The organism is Pacificibacter marinus, from assembly GCF_900109555.1.
Lineage (GTDB): Bacteria > Pseudomonadota > Alphaproteobacteria > Rhodobacterales > Rhodobacteraceae > Celeribacter > Celeribacter marinus_C.
The window spans coordinates 23,951-39,692 of sequence record NZ_FNZV01000007.1; the positions used below are offsets into that span (position 1 = coordinate 23,951).

The 15,742-nt window shown below is 51.3% G+C and carries 17 protein-coding genes; 14 read left to right on the forward strand and 3 right to left on the reverse strand.

Annotated features, from left to right (window positions below):
- Positions 1-7 precede the first annotated feature (7 nt).
- The 3 genes from hpt (at position 8) to BM025_RS10125 (ending at position 1,713) form a co-directional block, all read left to right on the forward strand.
- The gene (hpt, locus tag BM025_RS10115) at positions 8-559 is read left to right on the forward strand and encodes a hypoxanthine phosphoribosyltransferase (protein ID WP_085849627.1); all 552 of its coding nucleotides are present in this window, start codon (positions 8-10) and stop codon (positions 557-559) included.
- 9 nt (positions 560-568) lie between these two features.
- Positions 569-751 (forward strand): hypothetical protein, encoded by a 183-nt coding sequence (locus BM025_RS10120; RefSeq protein WP_085849479.1) that lies wholly within the window; start codon positions 569-571, stop codon positions 749-751.
- A 71-nt stretch (positions 752-822) separates the two neighbouring features.
- Complete coding sequence (locus tag BM025_RS10125; protein ID WP_085849480.1) at positions 823-1,713, forward strand: cytochrome c; 891 nt, start codon at positions 823-825, stop codon at positions 1,711-1,713.
- Between the two features lie 41 nt (positions 1,714-1,754).
- Here BM025_RS10125 and BM025_RS10130 read toward each other — a convergent pair whose 3' ends face one another.
- Both BM025_RS10130 and lipA read right to left on the reverse strand, forming a co-directional pair.
- Positions 1,755-2,894, reverse strand: coding sequence for a THUMP domain-containing class I SAM-dependent RNA methyltransferase (locus BM025_RS10130; protein WP_085849481.1), 1,140 nt, complete (start codon positions 2,892-2,894; stop codon positions 1,755-1,757).
- A gap of 119 nt (positions 2,895-3,013) precedes the next feature.
- A complete protein-coding gene (lipA, locus tag BM025_RS10135) occupies positions 3,014-3,967 on the reverse strand; it encodes a lipoyl synthase (protein WP_085849482.1) in 954 nt (317 codons plus the stop codon).
- A 130-nt stretch (positions 3,968-4,097) separates the two neighbouring features.
- Between lipA and BM025_RS10140 the strand changes: the two genes are divergently transcribed.
- Together BM025_RS10140 and BM025_RS10145 are read left to right on the forward strand one after the other, a co-directional pair.
- Positions 4,098-4,784, forward strand: coding sequence for an aquaporin (locus tag BM025_RS10140; protein ID WP_085849483.1), 687 nt, complete (start codon positions 4,098-4,100; stop codon positions 4,782-4,784).
- A 213-nt stretch (positions 4,785-4,997) separates the two neighbouring features.
- The gene (locus tag BM025_RS10145; RefSeq protein ID WP_085849484.1) at positions 4,998-5,531 is read left to right on the forward strand and encodes a peroxiredoxin; all 534 of its coding nucleotides are present in this window, start codon (positions 4,998-5,000) and stop codon (positions 5,529-5,531) included.
- 175 nt (positions 5,532-5,706) lie between these two features.
- Here the strand turns inward: BM025_RS10145 and BM025_RS10150 are convergent, their stop codons facing one another.
- Positions 5,707-6,834, reverse strand: coding sequence for a DUF6456 domain-containing protein (locus BM025_RS10150; RefSeq protein ID WP_085849485.1), 1,128 nt, complete (start codon positions 6,832-6,834; stop codon positions 5,707-5,709).
- Between the two features lie 365 nt (positions 6,835-7,199).
- On the opposite strand from BM025_RS10150, the gene BM025_RS10155 reads away from it, so the two are divergent.
- The 9 genes from BM025_RS10155 to BM025_RS10195 all read left to right on the forward strand — a co-directional run bounded on the left by BM025_RS10155 (position 7,200) and on the right by BM025_RS10195 (position 15,665).
- Positions 7,200-7,493, forward strand: coding sequence for a DUF6477 family protein (locus tag BM025_RS10155; protein ID WP_085849486.1), 294 nt, complete (start codon positions 7,200-7,202; stop codon positions 7,491-7,493).
- 147 nt (positions 7,494-7,640) lie between these two features.
- Positions 7,641-9,203 (forward strand): glutamine-hydrolyzing GMP synthase, encoded by a 1,563-nt coding sequence (gene guaA / locus BM025_RS10160; RefSeq protein WP_085849487.1) that lies wholly within the window; start codon positions 7,641-7,643, stop codon positions 9,201-9,203.
- Between the two features lie 133 nt (positions 9,204-9,336).
- On the forward strand, positions 9,337-9,615 hold the full coding sequence (locus BM025_RS10165) for a putative quinol monooxygenase (RefSeq protein WP_085849488.1): 279 nt from the start codon (positions 9,337-9,339) through the stop codon (positions 9,613-9,615).
- On the forward strand, positions 9,612-10,496 hold the full coding sequence (locus BM025_RS10170) for a DMT family transporter (RefSeq protein WP_085849489.1): 885 nt from the start codon (positions 9,612-9,614) through the stop codon (positions 10,494-10,496). The genes BM025_RS10165 and BM025_RS10170 overlap by 4 nt, the downstream gene beginning before the upstream one ends.
- Positions 10,497-10,630: 134 nt before the next feature.
- Positions 10,631-11,713 (forward strand): OmpP1/FadL family transporter, encoded by a 1,083-nt coding sequence (locus BM025_RS10175; protein ID WP_170842170.1) that lies wholly within the window; start codon positions 10,631-10,633, stop codon positions 11,711-11,713.
- 187 nt (positions 11,714-11,900) lie between these two features.
- Positions 11,901-12,815 carry a DMT family transporter gene (locus BM025_RS10180; RefSeq protein ID WP_085849491.1) on the forward strand — a complete coding sequence of 305 codons (915 nt, stop codon included), beginning with the start codon at positions 11,901-11,903 and terminating at the stop codon, positions 12,813-12,815.
- Positions 12,816-12,883: 68 nt separating this feature from the next.
- Complete coding sequence (locus BM025_RS10185) at positions 12,884-13,756, forward strand: ATPase (protein WP_085849492.1); 873 nt, start codon at positions 12,884-12,886, stop codon at positions 13,754-13,756.
- Between the two features lie 48 nt (positions 13,757-13,804).
- A complete protein-coding gene (locus BM025_RS10190; protein WP_085849493.1) occupies positions 13,805-14,728 on the forward strand; it encodes a homoserine O-succinyltransferase in 924 nt (307 codons plus the stop codon).
- Entirely contained in the window at positions 14,721-15,665 is a 945-nt protein-coding gene (locus BM025_RS10195; RefSeq protein ID WP_170842171.1) for an alpha/beta fold hydrolase, read from the forward strand. Before BM025_RS10190 ends, BM025_RS10195 begins: the two co-directional genes overlap by 8 nt.
- Positions 15,666-15,742: the final 77 nt, after the last annotated feature.

The window sequence follows — 15,742 nt, forward strand, 5'->3', positions numbered from 1 at the left end:
GGATACCATGACGCAGCGCCCCTACCACATAGACGTTATGATTTCGGCCAAGGCAATTGCCGCCAGAATCGAAGATCTGGCCCGCACCATTCGCAAAGAATATCCAGACACAGACAAGCTGGTGGTCATTGGCCTTTTGCGTGGGTCTTTTGTGTTTATCGCTGACTTGGTGCGTGAACTTGATATGAATGTAGAAGTGGATTTTCTGGAAGTATCATCCTATGGTGACGGCATGGAAAGTTCACGAAATGTAAAAATATTCAAAGACTTACGCGGCGACATTGAAGGACGTGATGTACTGGTGGTCGAAGATATCGTCGACACAGGCCACACACTGACATCGGTGATGGACTTGCTACGCTCGCGCCATCCCCGCAAGATTGAAACCATCGCTTTGCTCGACAAACCCGTGCGACGTGAAGTTGATTTCAAGGCCACATGGACAGGATTTGAAATTCCTGATGCATTTGTGGTCGGCTATGGAATCGATTTTGCACAAGCCAACCGCAATCTGCCTTATATTGGCACTGTAGTGTTTGACGATGACGAGACAGCATAGGGCAAACCCATGAATCCCATGTGGTTGATACGCGCCAAACGCTGGGCTCAGCATCCGCCATCTGTGACGCGGATCAAACTGGTGTTTGGCGTTATTTTGGTCTGTCTCATTCTGGTTGGTATCGAAAAAACGATCGGTGTGCCCGATTGGATGCAGTTGGAACGCACTGGGCGTCACGGCATCCCGCGTTAATTGCCGTATAAATCAGTTCTATAGTGTGCTAGAATTGAACTGCCACGCGACTTTAAGCTGCGGAGACCTCTATGAAAAAAATCGTCACATATGCGTTTGGAACAGTTTTTTTGGGCGCTGCTGTGGCTTGGGTTTTGACGGAACCGCGAGAGACTCCTCCTGATCTATTGGCAAATCTGACGCCCGATTTGGACCGTGGGGCCTATGTTTACACTGCGGGCGGCTGTGCATCGTGTCATGCGGGCAGCGATGGAAATGGCGATTCTTTGACCGGCGGCATGGCGTTTACATCTGATTTTGGCACCTTTTATGCCCCCAACATTTCGCCCGATCCCGAACAAGGCATCGGCAATTGGTCAGCGCTTGATCTGGCCAATGCGATGCTGCACGGCACATCACCTGAGGGCCAGCACTACTACCCTGCGTTTCCTTATGTGTCTTACGCGAAAACCGATCCCGCCGATGTGGTGTCTTTGCATGGATATTTGATGGCCTTGCCCGCGTCATCCGAGCCAAGCAAACCCCATGATGTTGGCTTTCCTTTCAACATACGGCGCAGTCTGGGCGGTTGGAAATTGCTGTTTGGGTCCAGCGCGGGCGATTGGGTGGTCACCGATCCAAACATGACCGAAGAAGACCTAAAGGGACGGTATTTGGTCGAAGCCTTGGCCCATTGTGGCGAATGTCACACACCGCGCAACGCGCTTGGGGCGATGGATAAATCAAAATGGTTGGGCGGCGCGCCAAACCCATCAGGTCGCGGCAAAATCCCCAATATCACACCCGGCACATTGACGTGGTCAGTTGAAGATATCGCTTATTATTTAGAGACGGGTTTCACGCCCGACTTCGATTCCGCAGGCGGACATATGGCGCATGTGGTTGATAATTTTGCTAAACTTGACACAAGCGACCGCGATGCCGTGGCGCAATATTTGAAACGTGTCACGCCAGTTCAGTAAACCAGTTCAGTAAAGCAGGCACTCAATAAAATGCGCGCAGCTTAGCGCAAAACGCCCGTTTGGAACAATTTCACTTTCAAACCGCCATGGGCAATCGGTGCTTCGGTCGGCTTCCATGGCAACCGTGTGGCCTCGGCCAATTGCGTGTCAGACGTGATCATGCCCACACGCCAACCTTTAAATTTTTCACGCATCACATCGCCAAAAGACGCGTAAAGCGCAAACAAGTCTTTCTTTTTACCGATCCGCGCGCCGTAAGGCGGATTGACGATGACCAGACCGGCAGAGCCCTCAGGCCGCTCAAGGTTTGAGACTTGCGTTGGGGTAAAATGACATTGCCCTGCCACCCCTGCCCGCGTCGCGTTGTCTTTGGCGAAGCCAATCACGTTGACGTTGCGATCCGAGCCGTAAAATTGTTGGTCGCTGTTTTGGATCGTCCATGCCTCGCGGATGCGGCGCACGGCGGTTTCATCATAGCTGGCGAGCGATTCAAACGCGAAAGACCGCGCACGACCCGCCATAAAATTGCGTGATATTTCTGCGGCTTCGATGAGAAACGTGCCAGAACCACACATGGGATCAAGCACAGGTTCATCGCCGGTATAACCACATGCGCGCAAGGTCAGCGCAGCCATAGTTTCGCGCATTGGCGCTTTGCCCATGGCTTGTTTGTGGCCGCGTTTGTGCAGACCTTTGCCAGAGGTGTCGATGGAAAAGATCACATTGTTGTCGTCGATCCGCACTTTGATGACGATATCGGCGTCTTCAAGCCCTTCGGCGATTTTTGCGCCGAATTCCTCATGGATTGCGCGCTCAATCCGCTCAACCGCAGCACCTGCGTGATAGATTTTGGATTTCTTGTTGGTGTTGACCTCAACCTTGATTGACAGTTCATTGTCCAAGATTGCTTGGCCCAAAATATCGCCCCAAGGGAATTTACGTGCGCGCTTGTCGAGCTGCGCCAAATGAAAAGCACGAAATTCACCGATACGAGCCAAGACCTTGGAAGGCCCGCGCAGCGTTAAATTGGCACGCCAAACATCGGCCCAATCGCCCTGAATGGTCACGCCGCCGCCCGTGGCAACCGGATTTTTAAACCCTGCCTCAACCACCTCGTCCAGCAAAACATGCTCAAGTCCGGGCACTGTGGACAGGAAAATTTCAAAAATGGGTTGGGTCATGGGAGCCTCGATGCTTGCGGGTCGCGATTGGGGCTTGTGTCATGGGCAATGCGTCATGATCAAGACAAAAGAAAACCAGCGAGAGGCCCCGCTGGTTTTCATGATTGAGTTTTTACGCCTTAGGCCGTTCCGAATTTTTTCAAACGGGCCGCACGCAATTGCGCAAAATCATCGCCCGCGTGATAACTGGACCGCGTCAAAGGCGTGGCGGAAACCATCAAGAACCCTTTATTAAAGGCGGTTTTTTCGTAGGTTTTGAACTCTTCTGGCGTCACGAACCGATCCACAGCGTGGTGTTTTGGCGTGGGCTGCAAATATTGCCCGATGGTCAAAAAATCGATGTCAGCGGCGCGCATGTCTTCCATCACTTGAGTCACCGATTGCTTGTCTTCACCGAGGCCAACCATAATGCCAGATTTGGTAAACATGGTCGGATCAAGCTCTTTAACCCGCTGCAAAAGGCGCAAAGAGTGGAAATACCGCGCACCTGGGCGTACTTCTGGGTAGAGGCCAGGCACGGTTTCCAAGTTGTGGTTGAACACGTCAGGGCGTGCTTCGACCACGATTTCCAGCACTTTAGGGTCGCAGCGAATGAAATCCGGCGTGAGAATTTCAATCGTCGTGTTTGGGGATTTTTTACGAATGGCGCGGATGGTCATAGCGAAATGCTCTGCCCCGCCATCTTCAATATCATCGCGGTCCACAGAGGTGATCACAACGTGATTGAGCCCCAGTTTGGACACGGCATCCGCAACACGCCCCGGTTCAAATACATCTAAATCTTCGGGCGGCTTGCCTGTGGCGATGTTGCAGAATGTACAAGCGCGGGTACAAACCTCGCCCATGATCATCATCGTGGCATGGCCTTGCGACCAACACTCACCGACGTTTGGACAGCCAGCTTCTTCGCAGACAGTTACCAATTTGTTTTCACGCATAATGTCGCGTGTTTCTTTGTACCCTGCAGATGTGGGTGCCTTAACGCGAATCCAAGCGGGTTTTTTTGGCTGGGCGTTATCGGCACGCTTTTGCTTTTCAGGGTGACGCTGGGCTGGAATTTTGAGATCGCGCACGGATTTTTCCCCATATTGAAACGGATTTTCTAGGTTATATCCAAGCTGGACCTCGGGGCAAGAGGATACGTGGTATTGCAGCTATGTTCCCAGTTCAACGCAAAACCGGGGCGTAATGAGGGAAAGTTTTATGTCTAGAAAATTAATCGCCGAAGCACTCGGTACGTTTATTCTTGTTTTCTTCGGCTGTGGCGCAGCTGTCTTTATGGGGGCGCACATCGGAATGATGGGAATCGCGCTTGCTTTTGGCCTGTCGATTGTGGCTGCTGCTTATGGCTTGGGGGCAATTTCTGGCGCACATTTGAACCCCGCCGTGTCGTTGGGAATGGTCACGGCTGGACGCATGTCAGTGAAAGATTTTGTTGGCTACGCGATTGCGCAAGTGATCGGTGCGACCATCGCAGCCTTTGTCATTATGGTGATCGCAAAAGGCGCGCCAGACTATAGTGTTGTGCAAAATGGCTTGGGTCAAAACGGATTTGGCGCAGGATATTTAGGGGAATACACTATAGCTGCGGCGTTGATTTTTGAAATCGTTGCCACATTCGTGTTCGTCACCGTGATTTTGGGCGCAACACAAGACGGCGCACCAGCGGCCTTTGCAGGTCTTGCGATCGGTCTTACTTTGACGGCAATCCACCTTGTCGGCATCAACATCACGGGCGTTTCTGTGAACCCTGCCCGCTCTTTCGGCCCAGCAGTGTTTGTTGGAGGCAAAGCTTTGGCGGACCTGTGGGTCTTTATCGTGGCGCCTTTGGCCGGCGGTGCGTTTGCAGGGGTGATACATGCAATGGGTATCACGCGCGCTGACGTTTAAGGCCACTGTAAAAACTTTATGGAATTGGGCTGGTTGATGTATTCAACTGGCCCTTTTTTTAATCATTTTAGAAACTTATGTAGGCGGACACGGATCTCACACATTTTGCCTCACGCCAGCGATTGAACCCAAAATAGAATCGTTCTAGGTACTGCGCCGACACGTATTTAATCTTGCGATCTCATTCGCATGCAGTCCCTTAGGAGTGATACTATGCAAGCTGGACACAAACTTCCAAACGTCACATTCAAAACCCGTGTGCGCGACGAATCCATCGGCGGCGACAACCCGTTTCGCTGGGAAGACAAAACAACGGATGACTTCTTTGCAGGCAAACGCGTTGTGCTTTTCTCACTTCCAGGTGCATTCACGCCAACATGTTCTACATTCCAATTGCCCGGCTTTGAAAACGGATTTACCGAATTTGCAGACAAAGGCATCGACGCTATTTACTGCATGTCCGTCAACGACAGCTTTGTCATGAACAAATGGGCACAATCGCAGGACTTGAAAAACGTCAATGTTATTCCTGATGGCTCTGGCGAATTCACCCGTCGCATGGGCATGTTGGTCAACAAAGACAACCTTGGTTTTGGTGTGCGCTCATGGCGCTACGCGGCTGTTGTAAAAGACGGCGCTATCGAAGCTTGGTTCGAAGAGCCCGGTTTGGCAGATAACCACAATGAAGACCCATACGGCGTTTCATCCCCTGAAACTGTTTTGGAATACCTCAACAGCGCCAAATAATCGGTCCATCTATGTGACGATTTAGAATTAAAACTGCCCGTGGTCTTAGGATCGCGGGCTTTTTTTCATCTGCACCAATGCTCGATCAAACCACTACCCCAAACAAAAAGGCCCCCGCAAATGCGAAGGCCTTTTCTAGATCAGGAAGATGATGCCTGACATTTATATTGATCCGTTAGCCAATCAGATTGGAGTGTCCCGCCTCGTCAAAGTGGCGTTTAAGACGCTGCAATGCGATGCGCAGCACAACTTTTCCAGAGCGAGCGGACCAGCCCATGCGCTTTTCGGCAAGCTCCATGCCCTCAAGATAACAACAACAGCGCAAGGCAACGTCCCCAAGTCCGGGCCCTAGATCGCTTAAGGCCATCGCCACACGCGCCTTGGCTGGACCAGCCCCATACCCAGAGGCATCTTTTTCAAGAGAACCATACGAAGCGCCATTCAAAAAAGCATCCCACTCTAGCGGGTCTTTGCTGCCCATTTGCGCCAGCTCGAAATCTTCGCGCAAACGTTCCGCTGCGGCCACAAGTTCAGGGGGCAAAAACATCTGACCATCTTTGTCACGGCGACGCGACAGCGTCACCACAGGACTTTCAGCCACATTATAGCGCACCCGTTTTGGTTTGGTCGTTTCTGGATCGGCATCAACCCCAACAGCCCAAACACCACCTTTTGCATTATACGTTGCGGGGGCCTCGGCAAATCCAGCCCGCGCACTTTCATCCGATGCCACCAATTTCTTAAGCGCCGCGCGCCCTGCCGAAGTGATGGTGTAGCGGGTGATTTTGCCTTTTTCTTGCGCACGGATCCAATCTTTCAGCGCCATCGCCTGTGCAATCGGACGATCTAAAACAGCGGTGCGCGTGGTGCGCCCATCGGGCAAATCGCGCACGACAACAGCTTTCTCCATGTCTTTGGCCACAGCAAGACAGGCACCCGGCTCACTCAAACGACGCAAAACCCGGCGCGCTTCGCGCTCGATGGTGGCATCGCAGGGCGGCGAAACCTCAAAAGAGGTCGAAAAGTCTGAATGTTTGCTCATTGATACTGTGTCCTTGGATATTTTGTCTTTTGTCGCTTTGGGGGCGAAAATTCTATCGGTGGAGGCCTGAATGCAGTGACTGAGCGAACTTAGAGCTTCGTCAATCAACGGATCATCGCGCTTTAATTCGATCTTTCGAACTTGGCGCATAACAGTTGACGGGGCACATCCCCCATCACGCGCCAAGGCACGAATGGTGTGCCCGTGCTCAGTATGTTCAAGATAACGCTGGGCCTCTTGTGGCACCCAAGTGGGCAACATGGTGTCTGTGTTCGCGCTGCATTTTCCGTATTCCAACAATCTCGCCCTCTCAGGTCACTGGCAAAAGTTGCGTTCCAAAAACGAACGGCTTTTGGTTAAAATTTCAATTTTGGAAACAATCTTATCATTTAGATAAAATTGTATCGAATCTATCAACAACCTTGGGTTGTTTTGGTTACCTAACCGTTAACCGCCTTATCCTTGCCTCACTTTCGCCACATTCCCTAAACGCCGCAGGAACAGACCGTTCGCAAATTGGAAACAATACGCAACACACGCCTAAGTTGTGCTTATCTCTCGTCACAAGGCTTCACAGCCATTCAGACATCTCGCCACACGGCGAAAACATACAAACGGAGAGTCCCATGACTGACGACAACACACTTCTCGCCACTTTACGCCGCCCAAGCTTGCTGATCCGTGCAGCACGGTTTGGATTGACCGACTATAATCGCACACGTGATTTGAAGCGGATCATGGGGGCTGCCCATGGACTTACGCCAACGCGCGTGATTGATGGCTTGATCGAAAAAGAAGCGCTCTTCGAAGAAACCCGAAAAAAGGGCGATGCCACCTATAGCGTTGCGCGCCACATCGACGTGTTGATCGCCTTGATGGCTGAGGCCCGTTTGCTGCCGCGCGGTCCGCAATCCGTGTAAAATCGGCGCGATATGATGCATCAAACTGCCTTCAACACCTTTTTGCGATGGGTTGGGGGCGGTTTTATGCGTAAGTCGATAGAAAACACGCCCTTGATTGCTCAAACCATCTTGCCTCAGCCCCGCGCCCGTCTTAAACGCTGATCTATGACCAGCACATCCCATGACCGCCTCCTCATCATCGACTTTGGCTCTCAAGTGACGCAGCTTATTGCGCGTCGATTGCGTGAGCTGAGCGTGTATTGTGAAATCCACCCCTATCAGAATGTCACAGATGCATTTTTGGCCGAGTTCGCGCCAAAAGCCGTGATCCTTTCTGGTGGGCCTGACAGCGTGACCCGCGAAGGATCGCCCCGCGCACCACAATCGGTGTTCGAGATGGGCGTGCCTGTTTTGGGCATTTGTTATGGGCAACAAACCATGATGGAACAGCTTGGCGGCAAAGTCGTCAGCGGGCACGGCACCGCCGAATTTGGTCGCGCCTTTGTGACGCCAAACGCCCACAAACTGGACCTGCTCAACGGCTGGTTTGGCAATGACAAAGAACAAGTGTGGATGTCACACGGCGATCACGTGTCGCAAATCGCACCTGGATTTGAGGTCTACGGCACCTCTCCGAATGCGCCATACGCGATCACAGCTGATGCGAGCCGTCATTTTTATGCTGTGCAGTTCCACCCAGAAGTGCACCACACGCCTAACGGCGCGAAACTTTACGAAAACTTCGTCAAAATTGCAGGGTTTTCCGGCGATTGGACAATGGCTGGCTATAAAGACCAAGCGATTGCTGCGATCCGCGAACAGGTTGGCGACAAACAGGTTATCTGTGGCCTGTCTGGCGGCGTAGACTCGTCAGTGACTGCGGTGCTTTTACACGAAGCCATTGGCGAGCAACTGACCTGTGTGTTCGTGGATCACGGATTGTTGCGTCTCAATGAAGCCGACGAAGTCGTGAAAATGTTCCGCGACAATTACAAAATCAAACTGATCCATGCCGACGAAGCTGAATTGTTTCTTGGTGAACTGGATGGTGTTTCCGATCCGGAAACAAAGCGTAAAATCATCGGCAAGCTGTTCATTGATGTGTTCCAGAAATACGCCAATGGCATCGAAGGCGCGGAATTCTTGGCCCAAGGCACGCTTTACCCTGATGTGATCGAATCTGTGTCTTTCTCAGGCGGTCCATCCGTGACCATCAAATCGCACCACAATGTGGGCGGTTTGCCAGAAAAAATGGGCCTGAAACTGGTCGAGCCTTTGCGCGAATTGTTCAAAGACGAAGTGCGCGCGCTGGGTCTTGAACTGGGCTTGCCTGCCTCATTCATCGGGCGGCACCCCTTTCCTGGTCCGGGTCTTGCAATCCGTTGCCCCGGTGAGATCACTCGCGAAAAACTGGCGATTTTGCAGCAAGCAGACGCCGTTTACATCGATCAGATCCGCAAACACGGGTTGTACGATGAAATCTGGCAAGCGTTCGCTGCAATTTTGCCGATGAAAACTGTGGGCGTGATGGGCGATGGACGCACATATGATTACGCCGTAGCGATCCGTGCGGTGACATCTGTGGATGGCATGACCGCCGACACCTACCCGTTTACCCATGAATTTATGGGCGAAACGATGACGCGGATTATCAATGAGGTCAAAGGCGTGAACCGCGTGTTCTACGATCTGACTTCAAAACCACCGGGGACAATCGAGCTCGAGTGATCACCCCCCTTTCAAAAGCGTCCCTCATGGGGCGCTTTTTTCATTAGGCTGCGCAGTTTTTCTCATGGGTTATGCTTGAAAACGTGCACAAAAATGATTGCAGCAGCCCCCGCCGACACGTAGCAAGGTCGGCATGGGAAAAGTATTACTTACAGGCACAATGCGCTGCGACGCAGACGAGGTCGACGCCGTTTTGTCACTGATGGCGAAACATGAACGGCTGTCGCAGGCGGAGTCCGGCTGTTTATCGTTCGAGCTGTGGCAAGATGAACTTGATCCGTGCAGCTTTCACGTCAATGAAGTATTTCGGTCTGAACGCGACTTTGAAGCGCATCAAGAGCGCACGCATTCATCCGACTGGGGCCGCGTGACACGCCATATGCCCCGCGACTTCACCAAGAGCACCGCATGACCCAAGCAGTGCACCCGCTTAAAGCAGCCACGTGGATGACAGGCGCTATTTTCGGATTTTCGTTGCTCGCTATCGCAGGGCGGCAAGTTGGCAAGGGACTTGATACCTTTGAAATAATGACGTTTCGATCCCTGATCGGTATCTTTGTCGTTGTGGCCGTAGCACTGATTTCAGGACGCACACATCAGATCAAAGCCAAGGCGCTGCATCTGCATTTGGGCCGAAACCTAAGCCATTTCACCGGTCAAAACCTTTGGCTTTATGCGCTCACACTTATTCCTTTGGCACAGCTTTTTGCGCTTGAGTTTTCCTATCCGATTTTGGTCGCCATCGGCGCGATCTTGTTTTTAGGCGAAAAAATCAACCGTTTACGGGCGTTTTCTTTTGCCTTTGGCTTTATCGGTATTTTGATTGTCGCACGCCCCTTTGGGGAACAAGGCCTATCCATCGGATTGCTCAGCGCCATTGCCTGTGCTTTTGGCTTTGCCGGATCGGCCTTGTTTACCAAAAAACTCACCCAAACCGCAAATGTGACACTGATTTCGATCTTGTTTTGGCTGTCGTTGATGCAGTTTTTTATGGGGCTTATCTGTGCTGGCTTTGATGGCTCGATAAATCTGCCCACTTTGGCGCAATGGCCATGGATCGCTGTGCTGTGTCTTGCCGGTTTGGCCGCGCACCTGTGCCTCACACAGGCATTGTCATTGGCCCCTGCTTCAATCGTCACGCCGATCGACTTTTTGCGCTTACCGCTGATCGCCGTGGTCGGAATGCTGTTTTATAACGAGGCACTGGACCTTTATGTATTTATCGGAGCTGCCATCATTTTTGCGGCTAACTATATAAATATATGGTCTGAATCTCGACAAAGGCGCATGTGACTTTAAGACCATCAAAGAGAGAAAAGACAATTTGACGCTGCGTCAGAATTGCGCGGTTTCCTGCTCACGTCTAGCCTCAAATGCATAACCAATAAAAACGAGAACGAGCATGAGCTCGTATAGGGATGGAAAAAATGAAAAATACAACTCTTCTTGCAGCAAGCCTTGCTGTTGGAGCTACAGGCGCTTTTGCAGGTGGTATGGATCGCTCAGGGCAATCCATTGCACCCATTTTTGAAGACGGCTCGTATGTTGAATTGAGCTTTGGGTCAATTACGCCAAGCGTATCAGGCACTCTTGGCGTCAGTTCTGGTTCAATGGCGCCATCTTATACCCGCGTTGCGGGTGCATATAAACGCGACCTATCGGATTCCCTTTCAATGGCCTTGATCATCGATCAACCTTTTGGCGCAGATGTCGACTATCCAACGGGCACAGGCTACGCTCTGGCGGGCTCGAAGGCGACCGTGACGACGACAGGTATCACAGCCTTGCTGAGATATAAGTTCAGTGACCGTATTTCGGTTTTGGGCGGCATCAAGCACCTGACATCTCATGGTGAAGTTGAATTGCCCTTTGCTGGATATTCTTTAGACACAACGACAGAAAACGACTGGGGCTATATTCTTGGTGCAGCCTATGAAATTCCAGATATCGCGTTGCGCGCCTCTTTGACTTATAGCTCGGCCACAGACATCGCGTTTACAGCATCTGAAGATTTGACAGGCGTAGGTGCCGCAGACTCGGCACTGGATGTCACGATGCCCCAAACGGTTAATTTCGATTTCCAAACGGGAATTGCGGCAGACACACTTTTGATGTTCTCTGCCCGTTGGGCCGAATGGAGCAGCACCACCATCACCCCAGACTTATATACAACATATGTTGCTACAGGTGACAACTTGGTCGATCATGCTGATGATACAGTGTCCTATAGCCTCGGCATAGGCCGTCGGTTTAACGACAAACTGTCTGGCTCTGTATCCGTTGGGTATGAAGAATCCAAAGGCGGTGTCTCAGGCAACCTCTCGCCAACAGATGGGTACACCTCTATTACGGCTGGTGTTAAATACAAAATCAACGAACAAACGGCTATTTCAGGTGGTGTCTCCTATGTTTGGATCGGCGACACAACCACGGACATCAGCGGCAATGCCACTGATTTCTCTGATAATTCGGCCTTTGGGTTTGGTCTGAAGCTCTCTCACACGTTCTAAACGACACAACACAATCGGTTTTAGGCCTCGCACCAGTGCGGGGCCTTTTTTTATTGGGTCCCCCCCCTGCCCAGACCAACCTATTTCCCTTTAATCAATCAAATTTGGTGATGGGGGTTTGCACAATTTTCGGTTTGCCAAAAACAGCGCGGTACGGCAGGGTCGCGCATCGTTCAAAGGACATCCTATGGCACCGCAAAAGACAATTTCACGCAACGCTTGGTTCGGGCTTATCGCTCTTGGTTTTTTATGGGGCGGCTCGTTCGTATCGATCGAAATCTTGCTGCGCCAATTGCCATTTGAAACATTGGTGGCGTTGCGGATTGGCTGTGCTTCGGTGATCTTATGGGCCTACATCATTTTGCGCGGCCTGCCTGTTCCCAAACTTGGTATGACGTGGGTTTGGTTCGTGATTATCGGAATCGAAAACGTTGCCATGCCTTTTGCATTAATCACTTGGGGGCAACAATATATCCCATCAGGACTTGCGTCGATTTTGAATGCAGCCACAGCCCTGTTTGGCCCTGTTGTCGCAACACTTGTGTTTCGCGATGAACGTTTGGGCGCACGTAAAGCTGTCGGCGTGTTGCTGGGATTTTTGGGCGTGTCCACTGTGATCGGCCTCAGCGCTTTGCACAGTTTCGATCTGCGATCGGCTGGCCAACTTGCCCTTATAGGCTCGTCACTTTGTTATGCATTTGGCGTTGTTTTGTCGCGCCTATTTTTGTCGAATGTTCGCCCTGAAGTCGCCGCCGCGGGCATGCTTTCAGGCGGGTCTGTCGCGATGATCCCCTTGAGCTTATATAAATACGGTATCCCAGATGTGGCGACATACACAGGCGCGACATGGGGCGCTTTGGCCTATATTGCTGTGCTGGCAACGGCTTTGGCCTATCTTATTATGTTTAAAGTGATCAAATCAGCCGGATCTGGAAACACGACTTTGGTGACATTGCTGGTGGCCCCTGTCGGGGTTGTTTTGGGCGCTGTGTTGCTGGGCGAAACCCTATCAGCCAATGTCTATGCAGGCTTTGGGTTGATTGCTGCGGGGCTTTTAATCATCGATGGCCGCGTTGTGCGATTGGTTTTCAAACCACGTTGAACCCATGAAACCCCTTGCTCTGTTTGCCTGCGCATGGCACCCAAGGGGGGCAAGAAAAGGGACGATATATGCGCAAGATATCAGGGGACAACTGGCTGGGCAGTAAAGCCAAAAAGATCATTCTTTTTGGGATGTCTGGACTTGGAAAAACACATATTTCCAATATGTTACGCGAGACAAAGGACTGGTACCACTATTCGGTCGACTACCGTATAGGCACACGGTACTTGGGCGAAGCGATTGACGACAATCTTAAAGCTGAGGCGATGAAGGTGCCTGTTTTGCGCGAACAGCTTTTGTCCGACAGTATTTTCATCAAATCCAATATCTCGTTCAACAACTTGGCGCCTGTGTCGTATTTCCTTGGCAAGCCTGGAAATGAAGCGCTTGGCGGGTTGTCAATTGAAACCTATAAAGACCGCCAAAATGCGTTTAGAGATGCTGAAATTTCAGCGCTTTTGGACACAGGCCACTTTGTTGATCGCGCGCAGAACCTCTACGATTATCCGAATTTCATTTGCGACACAGGCGGGTCCATTTGTGAATGGGTCGATGCGCATGATCCGCATGATCCAATTTTGAAAGCCCTATCCGATCAAGCGCTTTTGGTTTGGATCAAAGGCTCAGAAGATCACACCGAAGAATTGGTTCGCCGCTTTGATCGCGCACCCAAACCTATGGCCTACCAGCCTGAATTTTTGGATGCTATTTGGTCTGAATATTTGCGCGAAAAAGGCGTCTCAAGCGCCGAAGTGAATCCCAACGATTTCATTCGCTACACCTATGCGCGCGCCTTGGCACACCGCCAACCGCGCTACCAAGCGATGGCCGACAACTGGGGCATCACTGTGCGTGCCAAAGATATCGCCAAAGCCCAAACTCCAGAGGCATTTGACGCTGTGATTGCTCACGCGCTTGATCAAGCCGTTACCAGACATTAAGTATTTTCTCCTACACTCACCACTACCCCTTTTTGAAAGTTTAGCCCCATGCCCATCACTCTGCCAGAAACCCTGCCCGCCTTTGACGTTCTGTCGACTGAGGGCGTCATGGTTATGGGACTTGGGCGGGCACAAACGCAAGAAATCCGCCCTTTGCGGATCGCTTTGCTCAATCTGATGCCAAAGAAAATCCAAACTGAAAACCAGTTTGCCCGTTTGATCGGCGCGACTCCGTTGCAGATTGATTTTCAACTGATCCGTATGAGCGAACATCAAACCAAAAACACCGCCGCAGAACATATGGCGCAGTTTTATCGCCCTTTTGATGAGGTGAAAGCCTCGGGTGAAAAGTTTGACGGGCTGATCATTACAGGCGCACCGATTGAACACCTGCCGTTTGATGATGTGACCTATTGGGGCGAACTCAAAGACGTGTTTGACTGGACCCAAACCCATGTGCATTCCACCTTTGGCGTGTGCTGGGGCGGAATGGCGATGATCAACTATTTCCACGGTGTGAAAAAACATATTTTGAAAAACAAAGCCTTTGGCCTGTTTCGGCAAAATAATTTGGCCCCCTCATCGCCCTATTTGCGTGGGTTTTCAGATGAATGCTACATTCCAGTCAGCCGCTGGACCGAAATGCAGATGTCTGAAATTGAGGCAGCCCCCGGTTTGATCCCGCTGCTTGGCTCAGATGAAACTGGGCCTTGTCTTGTGCAAGATCCCGAACACCGTGCGCTGTATATCTTCAACCACTTTGAATATGACACCGACACTTTGCACGAAGAACTGATGCGCGACAAACAAGAGGGCAAACCCATACTTGTGCCCCAGAACTATTATCAAAATGATGATCCATCCTCAAACCCCGTCAACAGATGGCGCTCACATGCGCATCTGCTTTACGGCAACTGGATCAACGAAATCTATCAATCCACCTATTATGATTTGGATAAAATTGGTGGTTAGCGCACTCAGTTTTTTAATCCTTGCGGCGACGATCACCATCGTGCTTGCGCTGCATCGCGGTCAAAAAGCTGAAAAACGAAACCCTCTGCGCGGGGAATTGATCAAAGGTGCCAGCGGCGCGGTCGTGCATGTCGAAACCTATGGACCATCGCGAGCTCAGCCATTGATTTTAATCCATGGCATGTCTGGATCCACCTTTGACATGACGTATTCGCTTGTTCCCGAACTTGAAGATATGTTTCGCATCTACGTGGTGGATCGCCCCGGATTTGGTCATTCCCCCATGCTGCCCTATGGCGAAGACCTTGTGTCGCAAGCCCGCGCCATCCGCGAAGCCGTGTTTGCACGCGACAGTCGCAAACCGATTATCTTGGGACAATCTTACGGCGGTGCGGTCGCGCTTGCCATGGCGCTGGATACGCCAGATGATGTGGCGGCTTTGGTTTTGCTCTCAAGTCCTTCACATGTATGGGACGCGCCACCCGCATTTTTATACCGCGTTTTGACAACGCCAATCGTTGGAAAAATCACGGCATGGCTGATCGCAGCCTATACGCCCAAAAAATACATCAATGCTCAGGTCGAACAGGTTTTCACACCACAATCGGCGCCTGATGGCTATATCGACACGTTTCAACCGATGCGATCTTTGCGCCCCCACACGCTATTGCTGAATGCCCGCCAAAGGGTCAAGCTTAAGGCGCAGTTGGCCAAAATGGCTGAGCGCTATCCAACCATTGGCCTGCCTGTTGAAAGCTTACATGGCACGGCAGATCAGATTGTGCATCACCTAATCCACGCCATTCCTTTGGATGATGAAATGGAAATGAACCGGTTGACGGAACTTGATGGGATTGGGCACATGCCTCACCACTGCGCCTTAGAAGATGTGGAAAATGCAGTGATCCGCGCCGCGGCACGTGCTGCGCTAAATTGACGTTGCGAGATTTCGCCACGTCCATTGCGCTGCCCCAATAAACGGCCCATATTACACAAAACACAGTGAAAAATAAC